This is a genomic window from Bradyrhizobium algeriense, assembly GCF_003062295.1.
Taxonomy (GTDB): domain Bacteria; phylum Pseudomonadota; class Alphaproteobacteria; order Rhizobiales; family Xanthobacteraceae; genus Bradyrhizobium; species Bradyrhizobium algeriense.
The window spans coordinates 99,125-118,723 of the sequence record NZ_PYCN01000013.1; the positions used below are offsets into that span (position 1 = coordinate 99,125).

The 19,599-nt window shown below is 63.8% G+C and carries 14 protein-coding genes; 8 read left to right on the forward strand and 6 right to left on the reverse strand.

The genetic code is table 11. The annotated features are described in order from the left end of the window. Positions 1–3 precede the first annotated feature (3 nt). The 3 genes from glgX to treY are packed head-to-tail and all read left to right on the forward strand — an operon-like array spanning position 4 to position 6,627. Positions 4–2,079, forward strand: coding sequence for a glycogen debranching protein GlgX (glgX, locus tag C7G61_RS23770; protein ID WP_108519021.1), 2,076 nt, complete (start codon positions 4–6; stop codon positions 2,077–2,079). Beyond that, positions 2,076–3,833, forward strand: a complete 1,758-nt coding sequence (gene treZ / locus C7G61_RS23775) for a malto-oligosyltrehalose trehalohydrolase (RefSeq protein WP_108519023.1) — start codon at positions 2,076–2,078, stop codon at positions 3,831–3,833. The genes glgX and treZ overlap by 4 nt, the downstream gene beginning before the upstream one ends. Positions 3,834–3,837: 4 nt before the next feature. Then, the gene (gene treY, locus C7G61_RS23780) at positions 3,838–6,627 is read left to right on the forward strand and encodes a malto-oligosyltrehalose synthase (RefSeq protein WP_108519025.1); all 2,790 of its coding nucleotides are present in this window, start codon (positions 3,838–3,840) and stop codon (positions 6,625–6,627) included. A gap of 69 nt (positions 6,628–6,696) precedes the next feature. Here the strand turns inward: treY and C7G61_RS23785 are convergent, their stop codons facing one another. Beyond that, complete coding sequence (locus tag C7G61_RS23785; RefSeq protein ID WP_108519027.1) at positions 6,697–7,008, reverse strand: polyhydroxyalkanoic acid system family protein; 312 nt, start codon at positions 7,006–7,008, stop codon at positions 6,697–6,699. A gap of 163 nt (positions 7,009–7,171) precedes the next feature. On the opposite strand from C7G61_RS23785, the gene C7G61_RS23790 reads away from it, so the two are divergent. After that, positions 7,172–7,336: a DUF3309 family protein gene (locus C7G61_RS23790; RefSeq protein ID WP_108519029.1), complete on the forward strand. Its 165-nt coding sequence runs from the start codon at positions 7,172–7,174 to the stop codon at positions 7,334–7,336. 131 nt (positions 7,337–7,467) lie between these two features. Here C7G61_RS23790 and ligD read toward each other — a convergent pair whose 3' ends face one another. Beyond that, positions 7,468–10,113, reverse strand: coding sequence for a DNA ligase D (ligD, locus tag C7G61_RS23795; RefSeq protein WP_108519031.1), 2,646 nt, complete (start codon positions 10,111–10,113; stop codon positions 7,468–7,470). A 99-nt stretch (positions 10,114–10,212) separates the two neighbouring features. Here ligD and ku point away from each other — a divergent pair, with 99 nt between their 5' ends. Beyond that, entirely contained in the window at positions 10,213–11,097 is an 885-nt protein-coding gene (gene ku, locus C7G61_RS23800) for a non-homologous end joining protein Ku (protein ID WP_108519033.1), read from the forward strand. A gap of 154 nt (positions 11,098–11,251) precedes the next feature. On the opposite strand, the gene C7G61_RS23805 is transcribed toward ku, so the two are convergent. Further along, positions 11,252–11,494: a DUF6496 domain-containing protein gene (locus C7G61_RS23805; RefSeq protein ID WP_108519035.1), complete on the reverse strand. Its 243-nt coding sequence runs from the start codon at positions 11,492–11,494 to the stop codon at positions 11,252–11,254. A gap of 178 nt (positions 11,495–11,672) precedes the next feature. On the opposite strand from C7G61_RS23805, the gene C7G61_RS23810 reads away from it, so the two are divergent. Then, complete coding sequence (locus C7G61_RS23810) at positions 11,673–13,280, forward strand: AMP-binding protein (protein ID WP_108519037.1); 1,608 nt, start codon at positions 11,673–11,675, stop codon at positions 13,278–13,280. A 10-nt stretch (positions 13,281–13,290) separates the two neighbouring features. Here C7G61_RS23810 and C7G61_RS23815 read toward each other — a convergent pair whose 3' ends face one another. After that, positions 13,291–13,896, reverse strand: coding sequence for a pyridoxamine 5'-phosphate oxidase family protein (locus tag C7G61_RS23815; RefSeq protein ID WP_108519039.1), 606 nt, complete (start codon positions 13,894–13,896; stop codon positions 13,291–13,293). Positions 13,897–14,265: 369 nt separating this feature from the next. On the opposite strand from C7G61_RS23815, the gene C7G61_RS23820 reads away from it, so the two are divergent. Together C7G61_RS23820 and C7G61_RS23825 are read left to right on the forward strand one after the other, a co-directional pair. Further along, positions 14,266–15,519 carry a DUF2157 domain-containing protein gene (locus C7G61_RS23820; protein WP_108519180.1) on the forward strand — a complete coding sequence of 418 codons (1,254 nt, stop codon included), beginning with the start codon at positions 14,266–14,268 and terminating at the stop codon, positions 15,517–15,519. Further along, positions 15,516–16,130: a GDYXXLXY domain-containing protein gene (locus C7G61_RS23825; RefSeq protein ID WP_108519041.1), complete on the forward strand. Its 615-nt coding sequence runs from the start codon at positions 15,516–15,518 to the stop codon at positions 16,128–16,130. Before C7G61_RS23820 ends, C7G61_RS23825 begins: the two co-directional genes overlap by 4 nt. Positions 16,131–16,182: 52 nt before the next feature. Here the strand turns inward: C7G61_RS23825 and C7G61_RS23830 are convergent, their stop codons facing one another. Then, entirely contained in the window at positions 16,183–16,872 is a 690-nt protein-coding gene (locus C7G61_RS23830; RefSeq protein ID WP_108519043.1) for a response regulator, read from the reverse strand. Continuing rightward, entirely contained in the window at positions 16,869–19,583 is a 2,715-nt protein-coding gene (locus tag C7G61_RS23835; protein ID WP_108519045.1) for a sensor histidine kinase, read from the reverse strand. The genes C7G61_RS23830 and C7G61_RS23835 overlap by 4 nt, the downstream gene beginning before the upstream one ends. Between the last annotated feature and the right edge of the window lie 16 nt (positions 19,584–19,599).

The window sequence follows — 19,599 nt, forward strand, 5'->3', positions numbered from 1 at the left end:
CGCATGCGATTGTCCGCGGGAAGCGCCGCCCGCCTCGGTGCAAGCTGGGACGGACGGGGCACCAACTTTGCGCTGTTCACGGCCAACGCGGAAAAGGTCGAGCTTTGCCTGTTCGACGGCCAGGGCCGCCGCGAGCTCGAACGGATCGAACTGCCCGAGCGCAGCGAGGACGTCTGGCACGGCTATCTCAACGACGTCTCGCCCGGGCAGCTCTACGGCTATCGCGTCCATGGCCCCTATGCGCCCGAGCGCGGGCACCGCTTCAACGCCAACAAGCTGCTGCTCGATCCCTACGCCAAGCGGCTCGCCGGCCGGCTGGTGTGGAGCGATGCGCATTTCGGCTATCGCACCGGCAGCGCGCGCGAGGATCTTTCCTTCGACCGCCGCGACAATGCGCGCGGCATGCCGAAGGCGGTCGTGGTCGACGAGACCTTCAACTGGGGCCGCCGCGAGATACGGCCGAACGTCGCCTGGGAAGACACCATCATCTACGAGGCCCACGTCAAGGGCCTGACGCAGAAGCGCGGCGACGTCTCGCCGGGCTGGCGCGGCACCTATGGCGGGCTGTGCGCGCCGGCAATGATCGACCATTTCAAGAAGCTCGGCGTCACCACCATCGAATTGTTGCCGATCCACGGGCTGATCGACGACCGCGTGCTGGTGGAAAGGAAGCTTGCCAACTACTGGGGCTACAACACACTGGCGTTCTTCGCGCCGGAGCCGCGCTATGCGCAGGACAACGCGCTCGATGCATTCCGCACCACGGTGGCGCGGCTGCACGATGCCGGCATCGAGGTGATGCTCGACGTGGTCTATAATCACACCGCCGAGGGCAATCACCTCGGCCCGACGCTGAGTTTCCGCGGCATCGACAACGCGTCCTATTACTGGCTCAACAAGGACAACCCGCGCTACTACGACGACTTCACCGGCTGCGGCAGCTCGGTCAACCTCACCCATCCGCGTGTGCTGCAGATGGTGATGGATTCGCTGCGCTACTGGGTCGAGGTCTGTCACGTCGACGGCTTCCGCTTCGACCTCGCTACCACGCTGGCGCGCGGGCCGAATGGATACGACCGCAATGCCGCCTTCCTGACCGCGGTGCGGCAGGACCCGGTGCTATCGACCGTCAAGCTCGTCGCCGAGCCGTGGGATCTCGGCATGGGCGGCTACCAGGTCGGCGCGTTTCCCTCGCAATGGTCGGAATGGAACGACCGCTATCGCAGCGCGATGCGGCGTTACTGGAGCGGCGAAGGCAGCCTGATCGGCGAAGTCTCGCGCCGCATGACCGCCTCATCCGATTTGTTTCGTCACGACAACCGCGCGACCCGCGCCAGCGTCAATCACATCACCGTCCATGATGGTTTCACGCTGGCCGACCTGTTCAGCTATAACGACAAGCACAACGAGGCCAACGGCGAGGACAATCGCGACGGCTCCAACGACAACCACAGCAACAATTGCGGCCATGAGGGTCCGACCAGCGACGCCGCGATCGTTGCGCTGCGCCGGCAGCTCCGCAAGAACCAGCTCGCCTGCCTGTTCCTCGCGCAAGGCACGCCCCTGCTGCTGGCCGGCGACGAGGTCGGCAATTCGCAGAACGGCAACAACAACGCCTATTGCCAGGACAACGAGACCGGCTGGGTGAGCTGGGACAATCTCGGCAAGCAGGGCGACGACCTCACCGATTTCGTCAGCCACATGACCGCGCTGCGGCGGCGCTTCGCCCAACTGCGCTGCCAGCGCTGGCTCTCCGGGCGGCGCAAGGATGGCTCCTATGGCGTGCTGTGGCTGACGCCGGCGGCCGAGGAGATGCAGGAAGCCGACTGGAATTTTCCGGAGGGACGATTCCTCGCCTTTGTACTGGGGCCGATGGAACAAGGTCAGCCGCCGATCTTTATCGTCCTGAATGCCGCGCCTGAAGAGATCGCTTTCAAATTGCCCGAGATGCCCGAGTACAAAAACTGGCAGCAGGTGCTGAACACGACCGAGGCCGTGCAGAGCCCGACCAGACTAACTTCGGGCGCCGCGACCAGCGCGCCGCCGCGGTCGGTGCTTGCCTTTGCGGGCACGGCATGAACGACCGGCAATTCGGCCCGTGTCTGGCAAACTACGGCACGCGGTTTCGGCTGTGGGCGCCGGCGGCGAAACGCGTCGATGTCATGCTGGAGCAGCCTCACGCGATGAAGCGCGGCGAGGACGGCTGGTTCACCGCCGACATCGCCGGCGTGAAGGCCGGCGCGCGCTACAAATTCCGCATCGATGACGAGATCGACGTGCCGGATCCGGCGTCGGCGTTTCAGCCCGATGATGTCTTCGGCCCGAGCGAAGTGATCGACCATCAAGCCTATCCATGGCAAGCCGCAGGCTGGCGCGGCCGGCCGTGGCAGGAGGCGGTAATCGTCGAGACCCATGTCGGGACTTTCACCAGGGAAGGCAGCTATCGCGCGATGATCGACAGGCTCGACCATCTCGTAGAGACCGGCATCACTGCGCTGGAATTGATGCCGCTGGCGGATTTCGCAGGTGCGCGCAACTGGGGCTATGACGGTGTGCTGTGGTACGCGCCCGACAGCGCCTATGGGCGGCCCGAGGATCTCAAGGCGCTGATCGACGCGGCGCATCTGCGCGGGCTGATGGTGATGCTCGACGTGGTCTATAACCATTTCGGCCCCGAAGGAAATTATCTCGGCCGCTATGCGCCCACCTTCTTCACCGAAGCGCACACACCCTGGGGCAGCGCGATCGATTATCGCGTGAAGGAAGTCCGTGCGTTTGCGATCGAGAACGCGCTCTCCTGGCTGCGCGACTATCGCTTCGACGGGCTGCGGCTCGATGCCGTCAACTCGATCGTCGAGCCGGGCGGGTTGTCGCTGCTGCACGATCTCAGTACCGCCGCCGGCAAACTCGCCGCGGAAACCGGCCGGCACATTCACCTCGTGCTGGAAAACGGCGACAACCGCGCCAGCATTCTGGACGCCGCGCAAGACCCGCCGCAGGGCAAATACCGCGCGCAGTGGAACGACGATTATCACCACGCCTGGCGCGTGCTGATGACCGGCGAGAAGCAGGGTTACTATGGCGACTACCAGCGCGCGCCGATCTCGGATATTGCCCGCTCGCTGTCATCCGGCTTCGTCTATCAGGGAGAGCCGTCGGCGTTTCGCGGCGGCAACCGCGGTGAGCCGAGCGGCCATCTGGCACCGACAGCCTTCATCAACTTCCTGCAGAACCACGACCAGATCGGCAATCGCGCGCTGGGTGACCGGCTCGAAAGCTATACGGATGCGCAAGCGATCGAAGCCGCGCTCGCCGTGCTGCTGTTGGCGCCATCCATTCCCATGCTGTTCATGGGCGAAGAATGGGGCTCGAAGGCGCCCTTCCCGTTCTTTTGCGATTTCGGCGGCGACCTCGCCGATGCCGTCCGCAAGGGCCGCCGCAGCGAATATGCCTGGGCCTATGCGGAATTCGGCGACGAGGTGCCGGACGCACTCGATCCGTCGACGCGAGATTCCGCCGTGCTCGACTGGAAAGAGCGCGACGCGCCGGCAGCACGAAAACGGCTGACGCTGGTGCGGGAGCTGCTAAAAGTCCGCCAGCAGCAGATTGTCCTGCGGCTCGCGGGTGCGGAATTCGGCGAGGCGCACGCGGGCGACAACCACCTGCTGACGGCCAATTGGCGGATGGGCGATGGCGCCACGCTTCGCCTGCTCGCCAACCTGTCGGACCGGGCCATCAGCCATGCGCCCGGAATGCCCACGGGAACCCTGATCTGGGGCAGCGAGTTGGGCGACAGCGTCCCGCCATGGACGGTGCTCTGGCGCATCGGATAGGACAATGCCCCCGGCGATCCCGATCGCGACCTATCGGCTGCAACTATCGGCGGATTTCGATTTCGACGCCGCCGCGTCCGTGGTGCCCTACCTGAAGGCGCTCGGCATCACCCATCTCTATGCCTCGCCCTTCATGCGGGCCCGCAAGGGCAGCGCGCATGGCTATGACGTCACCGACCACGCTCAGTTCAATCCGGAGCTCAGCGGCGAGGAAGGCTTCGAGCGGCTGAGCGCCGTGCTGCGGCAGCACGATCTCGGATTGATTCTCGACTTCGTGCCCAACCATGTCGGCGTGCACTACGACGATAATCCCTGGTGGCTCGACGTGCTGGAGTGGGGTCCGGCCTCGCCGCACGCAGCCTCCTTCGACATCGACTGGGAGCAGTTGCCGTATCGTGCACGCGGCGGCGTGCTGCTGCCGATCATCGGCTCGTCCTACAGCCAGGCGCTGGAAAACGGCGAGATCGAACTGCGCTACGATCCCGCCGAAGGTAGTTTTTCGGCTTGGTATTTCGAGCATCGACTGCCGATCGCGCCGGAACGTTACGGCGAAATCCTGCGCATGATCCTCAAGGACGCGGGCGCGGAGGAAGGCGCGCCCGGCAGGGCCATGCTTGCACTGGCCTCCCGCTATCAGGGGCCGCGACGCCCGAATCGCAAGGAAGCGCCTTCCTTCAAGGCAGAACTGAAAGGCATCCCGGGAGCCGCCGACATCATCGCGCGCGGACTGACCGCCTATCGCGCCGGAGGCGATCGCACAGTGCCGACACAGGCGCTGCACCATCTGCTGGAGCGCCAGCACTATAAACTGGGCCACTGGCGGCTTGCCTCGAGCGACATCAACTACCGGCGCTTCTTCGACATCAATACGCTGGCGGGCTTGCGTGTCGAGGACGCCGGCACCTTCGAGGCGATCCATCGGCTGGTCAAACGGTTGATTGCGGAGGGAAAGCTTCACGGGTTGCGGCTCGACCACATCGATGGCCTGCGCGATCCCGTGCAGTATTTCCAGCGCCTGCGCCGGCTGGTCCGCGACGCGCATGGCGGCCGCAGCAGGCCCTTCTACGTGGTGATCGAGAAAATTCTCGGCGAACACGAAAAGCTGCCGTCATTCGCCGGCGTTCACGGCACCACCGGCTATGAGTGGATGAACGTCATCACCCTTGTGCTCACCGACGGAAGCGGCCTGGAGCCGCTCGATGAGATCTGGCGGCAGGTCAGCAACCAGTCGCCAAAACTCGAACCGATCCTGCGGGATGCAAAACGCCGCGTGCTGGAAACGCTGCTGACCAGCGAGTTTACGGTGCTGACGCGCCTCCTGGCGCGGATTGCCAGCGGACATTACTCCACCCGCGACTATTCCGCCGACAGCCTGCGGCAGGCGCTCGAGCTCTACGTGCTGCACTTCCCGGTGTACCGCACCTACCTGACATCCTCAGGGCTATCAGCGCATGATCGCGAGTTGATATCAGGGACGATCGAACGGGCGCGCGCCGACTGGTTTGCCGCCGACGACGGCATTTTTGATTTCCTGCGCGACACCCTGACGATGGACCTGATCAAGCCCGGGCGCGCGCACCACAGCGCGCCGCGCGTCAGACGTTTCGCATTGAAGGTGCAGCAGTTCACCGGCCCCATGATGGCGAAGTCGCTGGAGGACACGACGTTCTACCGCTACCACCGCCTGCTCGCCCTCAATGAGGTCGGCGGCGACCCGGCGGCAAGAGCGCTTTCAGCCGCCGAGTTTCATCGGATGATGCGGGCCCGCGCCGGCGAATGGCCGCATGGCATGACGGCGACTGCGACGCATGACACCAAGCGCGGCGAAGATGCGCGGGCACGCATCATGGCGCTTTCGGAAATTCCGGGCGAATGGACCAGCGCCGTGGCCCGATGGAAGCTGCTCAACGCGCCGCAACTGCTCGTCGATGGCGATTTTCGCGCGCCGTCGGCAACATTCGAATACATGCTGTATCAGGCGCTGCTCGGGGCATGGCAGCCGGACGACGCTTCGTTTCCGCAGCGGATGCAGGAATATGCGCTGAAGGCCGCGCGCGAGGGCAAGCAGGAAACGAGCTGGCTCAATCCTCACGCAGCCTATGAGGAGGGTGTAAAAGGCTTCGTCGAAAAAATTCTCGACCCTTCACTCTCAGGCGAATTCCTGAACGCGCTGCAGACGCTGGCGCAGCGGCTATCGCTGCTGGGCGCACTGAACTCGCTCAGTCAGATCACGCTGAAGGCCATGACGCCGGGCGTGCCGGATTTCTATCAGGGCACGGAGCTCTGGGATTATTCACTGGTCGATCCCGACAACCGGCGGCCGGTCGACTTTGCCGAACGCGCAGGGCGGCTCGACGCGCTGGAGAAACCGGATTGGGACCGGCTGGTCGAGAAGTGGCCGAGCGGCCATCTGAAGTTGGCCTGGACACGGCACCTGCTCAAGCTTCGAACCGGGCTCGCCGATATATTCACCGGCGGAGAGTACGCGCCTTTGGAAGTGAGCGGGCCGCATCGCGACCATTTCATCGCGTTCGCCCGACGGCGCGGCCGCGAGGCCGCGATCACCGTGGTCACGCGGTGGTTTGCGCCGTTGACCGACGGCGGCCGACATTGGCCTGGACCGGAGAACTACGATGCCGCGCTAAACGTCGAAGGCTATGCGGTCGAAGGCTTTGCCGATGCCGATGCCAAACAATTGCGCCTGTCCGACCTGCTGACGCATCTGCCGGTCACCGTGCTGAAAGCAAGATTCACCGGCGCGGTAAAGCTGGCGCGCGAACGCGCGCACACCTAGCGACTCATGTTCTGACGCGTTTCTTGACGCGAACCGGTATCCACTTCGCTCGAAAACGCTATGGCGCCGTCAGCTTTTCTTCGTCAGCAACAGCTTGCCGCGGTTCTGGATCGCAGCCTGAGCCACCTCGGCAAAGCGCTGCAACAGCCATGGCAGCACGACTTCCACCTGCACATGATCTTCCGCGACGTCGACATGGCCGGCGGCGGCCTGCCCGAGGGCGCGCACGCGGAAGATCATGCGGTTGTCTTCCCATCGCTCCTCATCGACGCTCAGCACCGGCACGCCGGAAGCGGCGCGCGAAAGCCCCGTCTTCAGGCGGCGCATGGCTTCCTCGCGTCCGAGGCTATGCGGGATCGAAACCACCAGCGGCTTGGTCATGGCAAAAATCCCTCTCTTATCCAACTGCATGTAATCACACGCGCTTCGAAAAGAAGGGCCGCGCGCATTATCGCTGCGCAAAACGGAACTTAGATGACGCGCCGGTTGTTGGTCCACGTGAGGGGCAGAGCATAAGCGCCCCGTTTGGGCTGAGGAGAGCTTTATGTCCATCGGCACCATCATTCTGATCATTCTCATCATCGCCCTGCTCGGCGGATTCAGCGGCGTCGGCGGCGGTCCATTCTACGGGACCGGCTACTACGGTGGCGGCGGATTGGGCCTTGTGATCGTGATCTTGCTGATCCTGTTGCTGCTCGGGCGGCTGTGAGCGGGTTGAAGATCGTAAGGTGGGCAAAGGCGTAGCCGTGCCCACCTTTTCTTGCGCGGTCAAAAATGATGGGCACGCGGAGCCTGTCATCGGGCGCGCATTCGCGCGACCCGGTGGCTTTGCCCATCCTTCTACATCTTCCCACCCAACTTCTTCATCGCCGCCTTGATCGACGCCGCTGCGTCATCGTAGCCGTCCCACGCTTTCGTCTTCGCCAGCAACGCCGGCACTGACCGAACCGTGTATTTCTTCGGATCGAGATCGCCGCGCACCTGCGGCCAGGTCAAGGGCATCGAGACGGTGGCGCCGTCGCGCGCGCGGGGCGACAGCACGGCGACTGCGGTCGAGAGCCGGTCGTTGCGGAGGTAGTCGAGGAAGATCTTTCCCTTGCGCAGCTTCTTCGACATGTTGAGCAGATAGCGCTCGGGGTCATCGTTCGCCATCCACTGGCAAACGTCTTGCGCAAACGCCTTGGCCTCCTTCCAGGTAACCTTGTCCCTTGAGCCGTGGAGCAGCGGCGTCACGATATGCATGCCCTTGCCGCCGGTGGTCTTGCAGAAGCTTTCAAGGCCGACCGCCGTCAGCCGCTGCCGCATATCCTTGGCAGCCTCGATCACCTCCGAAAATTCAACGTTGGGTGCGGGATCGAGATCGAACACCAGCCGCCCCGGCGTGTCGTAATCATCGGGCGCGCAATTCCAGGGATGCAGCTCCAGCCCACCGATCTGCGCCACCGCCGCCAATCCCTCGACCTGATCGATCTGCAAATAGGGTTTGCGGTCACCCGCGACCTTGGCAAGCTTCAGGAGATCGGAGCCGCCCTGCATAGCGTGACGCTGAAAGAATTTTTCGCCGTTGATGCCGTCGGGCGCGCGAAGAATCGAGCACGGACGGCCCTTGAGGTGGACGATCATCCATTCGCCGACCGCCTCGAAATATTGCGCGAGGTCGAGCTTGGTGACGGCCTCGCCGTCGCCGCCGTCGGGCCACAGCGCCTTGTCGGGTTTTGAGATCGTAACACCCATCACCTCGGCGGATTTGGCCGATGATTTCGCGGACCGCGTTACGGGCTTTGCAATTTGGGTCATGGCAGGCCTCTCCGCGCGTATCTCCTTCGCCGGCTTGTCCTGCCGCAGCCCCTTGAACGCGGCCTGCCTGATGTTGCCGCCATCGGTCCAGCCGGCGAACTCGACCTCGGCGACCAATTCAGGCCTCAGCCAGTGCACGTCGCGGGTCTTCTTCGGCGCATCCTTGCCGCCGAACGGGCTCTTGTCCGAGGCCGCCGCCTTCAACGCCGGCGTGATGCGCCGAACGACGTCCTGCCCGAAGCCGGTGCCGACGAGGCCGACGAACACCAGATGACCGCCGCGATAGACGCCCGCCATCAGCGAACGGAATTTGCCGTTGGTCGTCTTCCAGCCACCGAGCACGACCTCCTGCCCGCCGCGAATCTTGGCCTTGGTCCAGCTCTCGGTGCGTCCCGAGCGGTAGGGCGCATCCAGCTTCTTGGAGACGATGCCTTCCAGTTCCAGTTTCTTTGCCGATTCCAGCACGGTAGCACCGCGGTCCTCGAAATGATCGACGTAGCGGATCAGCTTTTCCTTTCCGCTCCGTCGCTCCAGCAGGCGCTTCAAGCGTTCCTTGCGTTCTCGCAGCGGCAGCGCGCGCAAATCCTCACCTTTGGCAAACAGGAGATCGAACGCAAAGAAAATGAGGTTACCGGTCTTGTTGTCGGCGATCGCTGCCTGCAGCGGCGAAAAGCTGGGCACGCCGTTGTGGTCCAGCGCGACGATTTCGCCGTCGATCAATGCATCGGGCAACGTCTTGGCTGCTTTCGCGATGGCGCCGAACTTGTCGGTCCAGTCCAGCCCCTTGCGGGTCAACAACGCTACGTCGCCATCCTCGATCCGCAGTTGCACGCGGTAGCCGTCGAACTTGACTTCATGGCACCAGCCGTCCGCGTTCGGCGGCCGCTCGACGGAGGCGCAGAGCTGCGGCGCGACGAAATCCGGCATCGCGGAAACCTTCTTCGGCTTGGCGCTTTGCACCGGTGCGCGAATCTTCGTTTCCGGACTGGATCGAAGTGCCGCGATCCTGCCCTTGGCACGCGCCTCTGCGGCATCGCCTCTATTCGAGTGCCAGACTGCGTCGGCCTTTGTCTTGCCCTTGGCCAGCATGAACGGCTTTGGCGCCCTGCCCTTGCCTTGCGCGATCTGCGTCATCGCCCGTCCCGAGGCGACCGACCGGTCGTTTTCGAGGATGTCGTTGGCCTCGCCTTCTCTGGCGTATTCGTCGCGGTGCTTGATCAGGAGCCAGTTGGTGCGCTTGCCGCCGTAGCGATCGCCCTTCATCCGCACCAAAACCCAGCTTCCATGCAGCTTGTCGCCGTGCAAAGTGAATTTCAGGTCGCCCTTCTTGAAGCCGCGCTCGGGATCATCGGATTCCCAGGTGCCGCGATCCCACAGCATGACGGTGCCGCCGCCATATTGGTCGTCCGGAATGGTGCCTTCGAAATCGCCGTAATCGAGCGGATGGTCCTCGACCTCGACCGCCAGCCGCTTGTCGTGCGGATCAAGCGACGGACCCTTAGTGACTGCCCAGGACTTGAAGACGCCGTCGAACTCCAGCCGGAGATCGTAATGCAGGCGGGTTGCGTCATGCTTCTGGATCACGAATCGCCATTGCTTCGCCGGCGCGACCTTGACGTCGCCGGAGGGCTCGGCGGTCTTGCCGAAATCGCGCTTCTTCCGGTACGTGCTGAGTTTCTTCAACGCCACGGGCAAACCTCAAGCTTCAAGACCGCCCCGCTGCAATACCGGAACGAAAACCCATACTAACCGTTGAAGTTCCCAAACCCAACTATGCCGGAGATTGCAATGGCCCCCCGCGCCTATTGGAAAGGCACGCTAAAGCTGTCCCTGGTGTCGTGTCCGGTGGTGCTGTATCCGGCCTCGACATCCGTCGAGAAAACCCGCTTTCACATGATCAACAAGGAGACCGGCAACCGGCTGAAGCAACAGATGATCGATGCCGAGACCGGCGATGTAGTGGACAGCGACCAGAAAGGCCGCGGCTATGAGCTGAAAAAGGGCCAGTATGTCGAGATCGAGAAGGAGGAACTAGAGGCCGTCCAGATCGAGAGCAATCACACCATCGAGATCGACAGCTTCGTGCCGCGGGACGAAATCGACAAGCGCTATTACAACCATCCCTACTACGTCGCCCCCGACGGCAAGGCCGCAGTCGACGCCTTCGCCGTGATCCGCGACGCCATGAAGGATGAGGAACGGGTCGCGCTGGCGCGCATCGTGCTGACCAACCGCGAGCACGTCATGGCGATCGAGCCGCTCGGCAAGGGCCTGCTCGGCACCACGCTGCGCTATCCTTACGAACTGCGCGACGAGGACGACTTCTTCGATCACATCAAGAGCCCGAAGATCACCAAGGACATGATCGAACTCGCGGGCCACATCCTGCACACCAAGGCGGCGCATTTCGATCCCTCGAAGTTCAGGGATGAATACGAGGACGCGCTGAAGGCGCTGGTGCGGCGGAAAGCCTCCGGCAAGCCGATCAAGGTCACGGAGCGCGAGGAAAAGCCCGATAACGTCATCAACCTGATGGACGCACTCGAGGCGAGCCTGAAGGGCAAGTCGGCGGCGAAACGGCGCGCGCATGGCTCGACCGCACGACGGGCGCCGTCACGCCGGACGGCAAAGAAAGCGCACCGTTCGACGGCGAGGCACCGCAAGGCGGGGTGACAATTGCCGTCATTGCGAGCCAACGGGTCGCGCGAATGCGCGCCCGATGACAGGCTCCGCGAAGCAATCCAGAGTCCCGCCCGGGATTCTGGATTGCTTCGTCGCTTCGCTACCTTGCGCAAACGCTTCGCGTTTGTCGCAGGCAATGACGGTGCTACCGCTTCGACTTCTTCGCCTTCCGCTTCTTCGCTGTTTTCTTCGCCGTCTTCCGCTTCTTGGCTGCTTTCTTCGGCACCTTCTTGCCCTTGGCCCTCGCCTCCGACAGTCCGATCGCGATCGCCTGTTTGCGGCTCTTGACCGTCCTGCCGGAGCGGCCGCTTTTCAGCGTGCCTGCCTTGCGCTTCTTCATCGCGCGCCCGACATCGGTCGACGCCGTCTTCGAATATCTTCGTGCCATCGCTTTTCCTCCGGCTATCCTCCGTTTGGCAAAAAAGTAATCACCGGTGGCATGCAAAGTTCCTCGCACGTCATAGTCCGCTTGCATTGACCGGCGCCGGAAGGCATTTTGGCCGTCGGGGGAACGACTGAAACGCCGGCAGCAAGAACAGCACCGTCCCCAGACCGGGGAGGATTTGATGACATTGACGAAGTCGCACGTCGCAGGCCCAAAGACGCCTGCGGTACGGGAGATGACGTTCGGCGATCTCTTGCGCAAGGCGGCTGAGGCGGCGCCCGATCGCCTGGCCCTGATTGCGGGCGTCCCTGATCCAAAACTGCGGCGACAATGGACCTACGCGCAGCTTTATCGCGAAGCCCAGCGCACCGCCCGCGCGCTGCTGTCGCGCTTCAAACCGGGCGAGCGCATTGCCGTCTGGGCACAGAACCTCCCGGAATGGGTGATGCTCGAATTCGGCGCCGGCATGGCGGGCATGATCCTCGTCACCGTGAACCCGGCCTTTCGCGCGCGCGAGGTGGAGTATGTGCTGAAGCAGTCGCGCTCGGCCGGTATCTTCGTCGTCAACGGTTTTCGTGGCAACCCGATGCTGGAGACCGTTCAGGCGGTGGCGCCGAACTGCCCCGAACTGCGCGAGATCATCTGCTTCGACGATTGGGACGCGTTCATCGCGGCAGGCGACGACGAGAGCGTCACACTGCCGGCCGTCAGTCCCGACGATCCCGTCATGATCCAGTACACCTCGGGCACCACGGGCTTTCCGAAGGGCGCCCTGCTCCGCCATCACGGCCTTCTCAACAACGGCGCCGACACCGCCGACCGGATGGGCGTCGATCCCGGCGACGTCTTCGTCACCACGATGCCGCTGTTTCATACCGGCGGTTGCGTCTGCTGCGTGATCGGCGCGGTATCGAAAGCCTCAACCCAAGTGCTGATCGAGGCTTTCGAACCTGGGTTGGTGCTGGAAATGCTCGGGACCTATCGCGGCAACGCGATGCTCGGCGTTCCCACCATGCTGGTCGCGATGCTGGAGCACCCGACATTCGCGGCGACCGATCTGTCATCGGTCAAGGCAATCTGCTCGGGCGGCTCCACGGTGCCGGCCGCGCTGGTGAGGCTATTGGAGGAAAAGCTCGGCGCGCCCTTCACGATTGTTTTCGGCCAGACCGAATGCTCCCCGGTCGCGGCGCAAACCCGCACCACCGACAGCGTCGAGGACAAGGCCAACACGATCGGCCTGCCGCTTCCCAATATGGAAAACAAGATCATCGACCCCAACACCGGCGAGACCGTTCCGGTGGGCACGATCGGCGAGTTCTGCACCCGCGGCTACCACGTGATGCTCGGTTACTTCGAAATGCCCGATGCGACATCGGCCGCGATCGATGCCGACGGCTGGCTGCACACCGGCGATCTCTGCGCGATGGACGCGCGCGGCTACTGCACGGTGGAAGGCCGACTGAAGGACATGATCATTCGTGGCGGCGAGAACATCTATCCGCGCGAGCTGGAAGAGCTGTTGTTCAAGCATCCCAAGGTCGGCGAAGTCGCCGTGATCGGCGTTCCCCATGAGAAGTGGGGTGAAGAAGTTGCTGCCTTCATCCGCCCGGCGCCCGGCGTAACAATCGAAAAGGAAGAGCTGATCGACTACATGCGCGCCTCGCTCGCCCCGCACAAGACGCCGAAGCACTGGTTTATCGTGGACGCGTTCCCGCTGACGGGATCAGGCAAGATCCAGAAGTTCAAGCTGCGCGAAGCCTGGAGCAAAGGTGAGATGGCGGCGATCTAGGTCGCCGCTGCTACCCCTTGAATGTCGGCTGCCGTGGATGAATGCAGTCCTTGAAGTCCGCAAAACCCTTCCACGCCGGCTCCGGCGCGTCCTGTCCGGCTGCGGGTACGTACATCGACGGTTCGATCGAACTCATCGTCGGAATATAGCGCGGACAATTCGGAAAGATCGCCCGCGCGGTGACACGAACGATAAGCTGCGCGCCGACGGTCTCCGCAAGCAGCGGATCGCGGTCACTCACGTGTGCGCTGCCGTTGACCCGCAGGCGCCGCGGCTTGTCGTGCATGGCGATAAACAGCAGGCCGACATCGGCATTGGCGACGATGTTGCCGAGACTCTTGAACATGCCGTTTCCGTCATAGTCGGGAAATGCGATCTCGGAAGGTCCGGTGATGCGCACAAAACCCGGCGCCCCGCCCTTGAACGAGCAATCGGGCCGCCCCTCGGCGTCGGCCGTCGCCAGGAAGAAGTAAGGAAGGCCTTCGATGAACTGCTTGTCGTCAGCCGAAAATTCCTTGCGCATCAGCTTCTCTTCCAGCCGGTCCGAAATCCGGCGGCTGTCGAACTGATCCTGCAATTGCCGGTTGCCTTCGTGATACATGACGCTCTCAGCCATGGCCGTGCTTCCTCCTGCCTGAGTTTCCTGCGCGAGCTCAGTCTGGATCAAATCCCCCAATTGAGCATACCACTTTGCGGTTGCAGCGTATTGGGCACGCTGACCCGCACGATGGACCGGGGACGCGACCACCTTCGCGATCCAATCAATCCGGCGCGCGCAACCGGTAGCCGATGCCGGTCCGCCTCAGCACGCATTTGCGGACGGGCGGCGCGCTGTTCCAATGCAACCGGAACGGTGTTAGGTTGGCCCGGCGACTGAGGAATCATCAATGCGGCGTCTGAACTTGATCTTGAAGCTGGAGGTGCCGCACCTCGGCGTAGCCCGCTGCCTTGACGCCGGCCGGTGTAGAACCGGCAAATAACGATGATGTTCGACCGGGCCTATCGGCAGCGCCTCGAAGCTGACCTTGCGCGATGGGAGACAGATGGCGTGATCACGCCTGCAGCCTTCGCCGCGATCCGTGTTGCACTTCCGCCGCTCTCTCCCGGCATCAACATCGCCGTGGTGGTAGCTATCGTCGGCGGCCTTTTAATTGCAGCTGCGTTTCTGGCTTTCGTCGCGGCCCATTGGACCGAACTCGGACGCCTGTTGCGTTTGGCAATGCTGCTTGCCGGCATCGTCAGTGCCCATGGCCTCGGCGCCTGGTTTGCCCGTGCGAGCCAGCCCGTCCTCGCCGACCTCTGCGCAAGCGTAGGCGCGATCGTCTTTGGTGCCGCGATCGCCCTGGTTGGCCAGATGTATCATCTGGGTGGAGACTTTGCGGACGGCATGCTGCTGTGGGCGATGGGCGCGCTTGCGGCAGCGGCGCTTACCGGCTCGCGTGGCGCGCTCGCGGTTGCGCTGGTTGCTGCGTGCATATGGAGCAACATGCGCGTCTATGAAACTCATGACGCCCCGCATCTTTCGTTCGTGGTGATCTGGCTCATTGCCGCCGTCCTTGCGCTCGCCTGGAACTCGCGCGTGGCGGCCCACCTCGTCGCGCTGGCCGCGCTTCCCTGGTGGTTCGCGACAGCGCTTCTCGCCGCCCCCTTATCGCCGTACGTTCTCGCCGACGGCGCGGCCCTGCTGTTCGGTGCAGGACTGGCGCTTGCCGTAGCACCATGGCAGAGGGCATCTTCCGCCGGAACCGTGCTGTCGATCTATGGGGCTTTATCGTTAGCCGGCGTCGCCATTCTGGAGGCGGCAACGGCCAACGAGGTTTTCCGTGCCCATGCCGGCGGCCACCCGCTTTGGGCGATTTCATGCGGTATCGCACGAGTGATCTTCGCCTTTGGAGCAGCGGCGACGACGCGCCGGGCCGGCGCGGCCTTTGCCGCAAGTGCGATTGGGTTGGTGCTTCTCGCATCAGCGGTATGGACGCCGCCGCACGCCGGGGAGCCATGGCGCGCATACACCCTGGCGCTCTGCGCCATGCTCTGCCTCGTCGCGTCCGGCATGCTTGATGCGGCACGCCCGCGGATCGTCGCCGGCTGGCTCGGGATCGCCGGCGTCATCGCGGCAATCACATGGACGGTGAAGGGTTCGCTGTTGCACCGCTCAATGTTCCTCGCCGCGGCTGGACTTGTCGCTGTTGCGCTTGCTCTGGTGCTGAATCGCTTGCTGCCGAGAACCCGCGAATGATCGAGACCTCTGCAGCATCTCTCGCCGTACTATGGGCGCGCATCCCGAAACTCGCGCTGTTCGGCGCTGCCGCCCTGGTTCAGGTCGCGCTCCTGACCGTGATGATCATCGATCGCACCCAGATTTTGCGCGAAGGCACGGAAATAACCCTGCAGACCCGTCCCGTCGATCCGCGCGATCTGCTGCGCGGCGACTATGTCGTTCTCGGCTACGACATTTCGCTATTACCGGCAGGCTCGCTTCTGGACCAGCCTGCGGGTGCGCGCAACCCGATGGTGTTCGTCAAACTCGCGCCCAATCGCGACGGGCTCTACGAGGCCGTCTCGGTACATGCCGAACCCGTAGCAGTTACAAGTCCCGAAGTGCTGATCCGCGGCCGCGTCGCCTACGGCGCCACCTGCGGTTCAGCTGGGCGCTTCTTCTGCGACAAGCTGCGGATTCACTACAATCTCGAAAGCTATTTCGTGCCCGAAGGTGAGGGCCTCAAGCTCGAACAGCTCCGCAATCAGAGCAAGTTGACGGTGGTTGCGGCAGTCCTGCCGTCAGGGCGCGCCGCCATCAAGCGACTCCTGATCGATGGCAAACCCGCCTACGAGGAGCCGTGGTTCTAGCACCCGCCGATCCCGGCGCGAAGCGATGCTGATCGCTTAGCAACCGACGCTGCTAATCCGGCGCGCGCAACCGGTAGCCGATGCCGGTCTCGGTCAGCACGAATTGCGGACGCTCCGGATCGGCCTCGATCTTCTGGCGGAGTTGGCGGACATAGACGCGCAGATATTGCGCGTCCGTTAGTTCGTCCCAGAGCTCCTTGAGCAGGAAGCGATGGGTCAGCACCTTGCCGGCGTGTTGCACCAGCACGCGCAGCAGATCGTATTCCTTCGGCGAGAGTTTCACCTCGCGCTCGCCGGTCTTGACGATGCGGCGGACCAGATCGACGGAGAGATCGCCGGCGCGAAACACCGGCCGCTCGCCCTGCACCTGCAACTGGTGCCGCAAGGCCGCGCGCATCCGTGCCAGCAGTTCATCCATGCCGAACGGCTTTGTCAGGTAATCATCGGCGCCGAGGTCGAGCGCCTGCACCTTGCCGGCCTCGTCGCCACGGCTCGACAGCACCACGATCGGCACGCTCTCGTTGCGGCCGCGGATCATGCGCAGCAGGTCATGTCCCTGGATATCGGGCAGGCCCAGATCGAGGATAATCAGCGCCGGCCCCTCGGCCAGCTTCTCCAGCGCGATCTTGCCGTTGGAGGCTTCCAGGATGTCGTAGCCTTGCGTGCTCAGCCCCATCCGCAACAGCTTGCGGATCGGCGGCTCGTCGTCGATGACCAGAACCTTGATCGCTGCGGCGTTCATGCGGCGGTATCCAGGGCGTTACTTGTGACCGGTATCGGCAGCCGAATGGTTATTGCCGCGCCGCGGCGATCGGCGCGGTTGGCGGCCGAGATCGTGCCGTGCATGGCCTCGACAAAGCCACGGGAGATCGCCAGGCCAAGACCCGTTCCCGGACGGACATGGTCGCCCTTCTGCGCACGATAGAACTTGTCGAACACGCTCTCCAGCTCTTCCGGCGGGATGCCGCTGCCCTCGTCGAGGATCTGCAGCATAACCCTTCCCTGATCGCGCGCTCCCCGGATCGAAATCGTGGTGCCGGGTGGCGCGTATTTGGCGGCATTGTCGAGCAGGTTGAACAGCACCTGTTCGAACAGCACGGCATCGAGCTCCAGCATCGGCAGATTGGGGCTGAGCTCCAGCGACACCTTGTGATGCACGAGGATCTTGCCGGCACGGCTTAAGGCGCTGCCGACGATCTCGCCGATATCGTGCCGCGCGGTGTTGGGAACGACCGCGCCGGATTCGAGCTTGGTCATGTCGAGCAGGTTGGCGATGAAGCGGTTGAGCCGCTCGGATTCGTCGATCATGGTGGCGAGCAGTTCGTTTTTCTGGGCGTCGTTGAGGCCGGCGCCGAGATCGCGCAGGGTACTGGCGGCGCCGAGCACCGAGGCCAGCGGCGTCTTCAGGTCATGCGAGATCGAGGTCAGGAGCGCGCCGCGCAGCCGGTCGGATTCCACCGTGCGCTTGACCCGGTCCATGTCCTCGACCAGCAACACCCGCTCGATCGCGAGCGCACCCTGGTCGACCAGCGCATCCAGCAGGCGGCGCTGATCCGGCGTCAGCAAGGGACCCGTCCGGTCGTCGTCGATGCCGATGACGCCGATCGCGCCGCGCCCGGTTCGCATCGGCAGGAACAGCCGTTTTGCCCCCGGCAGCGTGTCCGAGCCGCGCCCCGCCGGACGGTCGTTGCTCCACGCCCAGTTGGCGGCGGCGAGATCGGCCTGGTCGAGCTGGTCTTCCGGCGGATAGCCCGACTTGACGGTGAGCATGCCCTCCTCCGGCAACAGCAACACCACCCGCACTTTCAGCATCAACGCAGTCTGATAGGCGGTCGCCCACAGCACGTCATCCAGCGTGGCAGTGCCCGCCAGCTTGCGGCTGAAGGCGTAGAGCAATTCGGTGGTACGCACCCGGCCGATCGCCGTATCGGCCTGCGAGCGTACCCTCGCCGCGACATTGGAAACCAACACCGCAACCAACATGAAGAGGAAAAAGGCCGCAATATTGGTCGGGTCGGCAATGGTGAAGGTATAGACCGGCGGCATGAAGAAGAAATTGTAGCATAGCGATGCCGCGACGCTTGCCAGCAGCGATGGCCACAGGCCGAACCGCGCGGCAACGCTGACCACGGCGGTGAGAAATACCAGATCGACGTTCTCGATACCGAACAGCGGATGGATCAGTTCTGCAGCACCGAGACCGATCGCGACGAACAGCAGCGCCATCAGGTAAGGCCGCGGATTGAAAGCTTCCTGCCGCGCCGCGGTCTGCACCGCCGGCTTTGCCACCCCCTCTTCGTCGCCCGCTATGACGTGGACGCTGATATTGCCGGCGCGCCGCACCAGATCGTGCACGACAGAACCGCGCGTCAACTCGAACCACCACGAGCGCGTCGACTTGCCGATGATGATCTGCGTGACGTTGTTGGCATGCGCGAAATGGATGACATCGTCGGCGATGCGGCGGCCGACACCGGGAATGGTCAGCGCCTCGCCGCCGAGCGCTTCCGCCAGCCGCATGGTGTCGGCCAGCCGGTCGCGTTGCTCGTCGGTCAGTTGCAGGCTGCGCCGCGTCTCGATGCTGATCGCCGTCCATTGCGCGTGCAACCGATCGGCCAGCCGCTTGGTGTAGCGCACCAGCCCTGCCGCGCGCGGGTCCTCGCTGACGCAGACCAGGATGCGCTCGCCGGCGGCCCACGGTCCGTCGATCGCGTTGGCCTGCATATGGGTGAGCAACTGTTCGTCGACCCGCTCGGCGGTGCGCCGCAGCGCCAGTTCGCGCAGCGCGGTCAGGTTGCCCGGCGAGAAATAATGCTCCAGCGCGCGCTCGGCCTGCTTGGGGACATAGACCTTGCCCTCCTTCAGCCGCTGGATCAAATCGTCGGGCGTCAGGTCGATCAGTTCGATGGCGTCGGCGCGGTCGAAAACCTTGTCCGGCACGGTCTCGCGCACCCGTACATGCGTGATCTGCGCGACGACATCGTTGAGGCTTTCGATGTGCTGGATGTTGACGGCGGTATAGACGTCGATGCCGTGGGACAGCAACTCCTCGACGTCGAGATAGCGCTTGGGATGACGGCTGCCCGGGGCGTTGGTATGGGCGAGTTCGTCGACCAGCGCAATTTGCGGCCGCCGCGCAATCAACGCGTCGAGGTCCATCTCCTCGAGCGTCTGCTCCTTGTAGGCGAGCCGCCTGCGCGGCAGCACCTCGAGGCCGTTCAGAAGCGCCTCCGTTTCCGCCCGGCCATGGGTCTCGACCACGCCAACGACGACATCGGCGCCAGCCTTCTTCCTGGCATGGGCGCTCTGCAGCATTTCGTAGGTCTTGCCGACGCCGGGAGCGGCGCCGACGAAGATCTTGAGCCGTCCCGCGCGACTATCCTCGCGCCGGGCCGCCTCCAGGAGGGCTTCCGGCGAAGGACGCTGTTCAGGGTCGCGGCGGGTTTGGACCATGCGGCAATATAGTCCT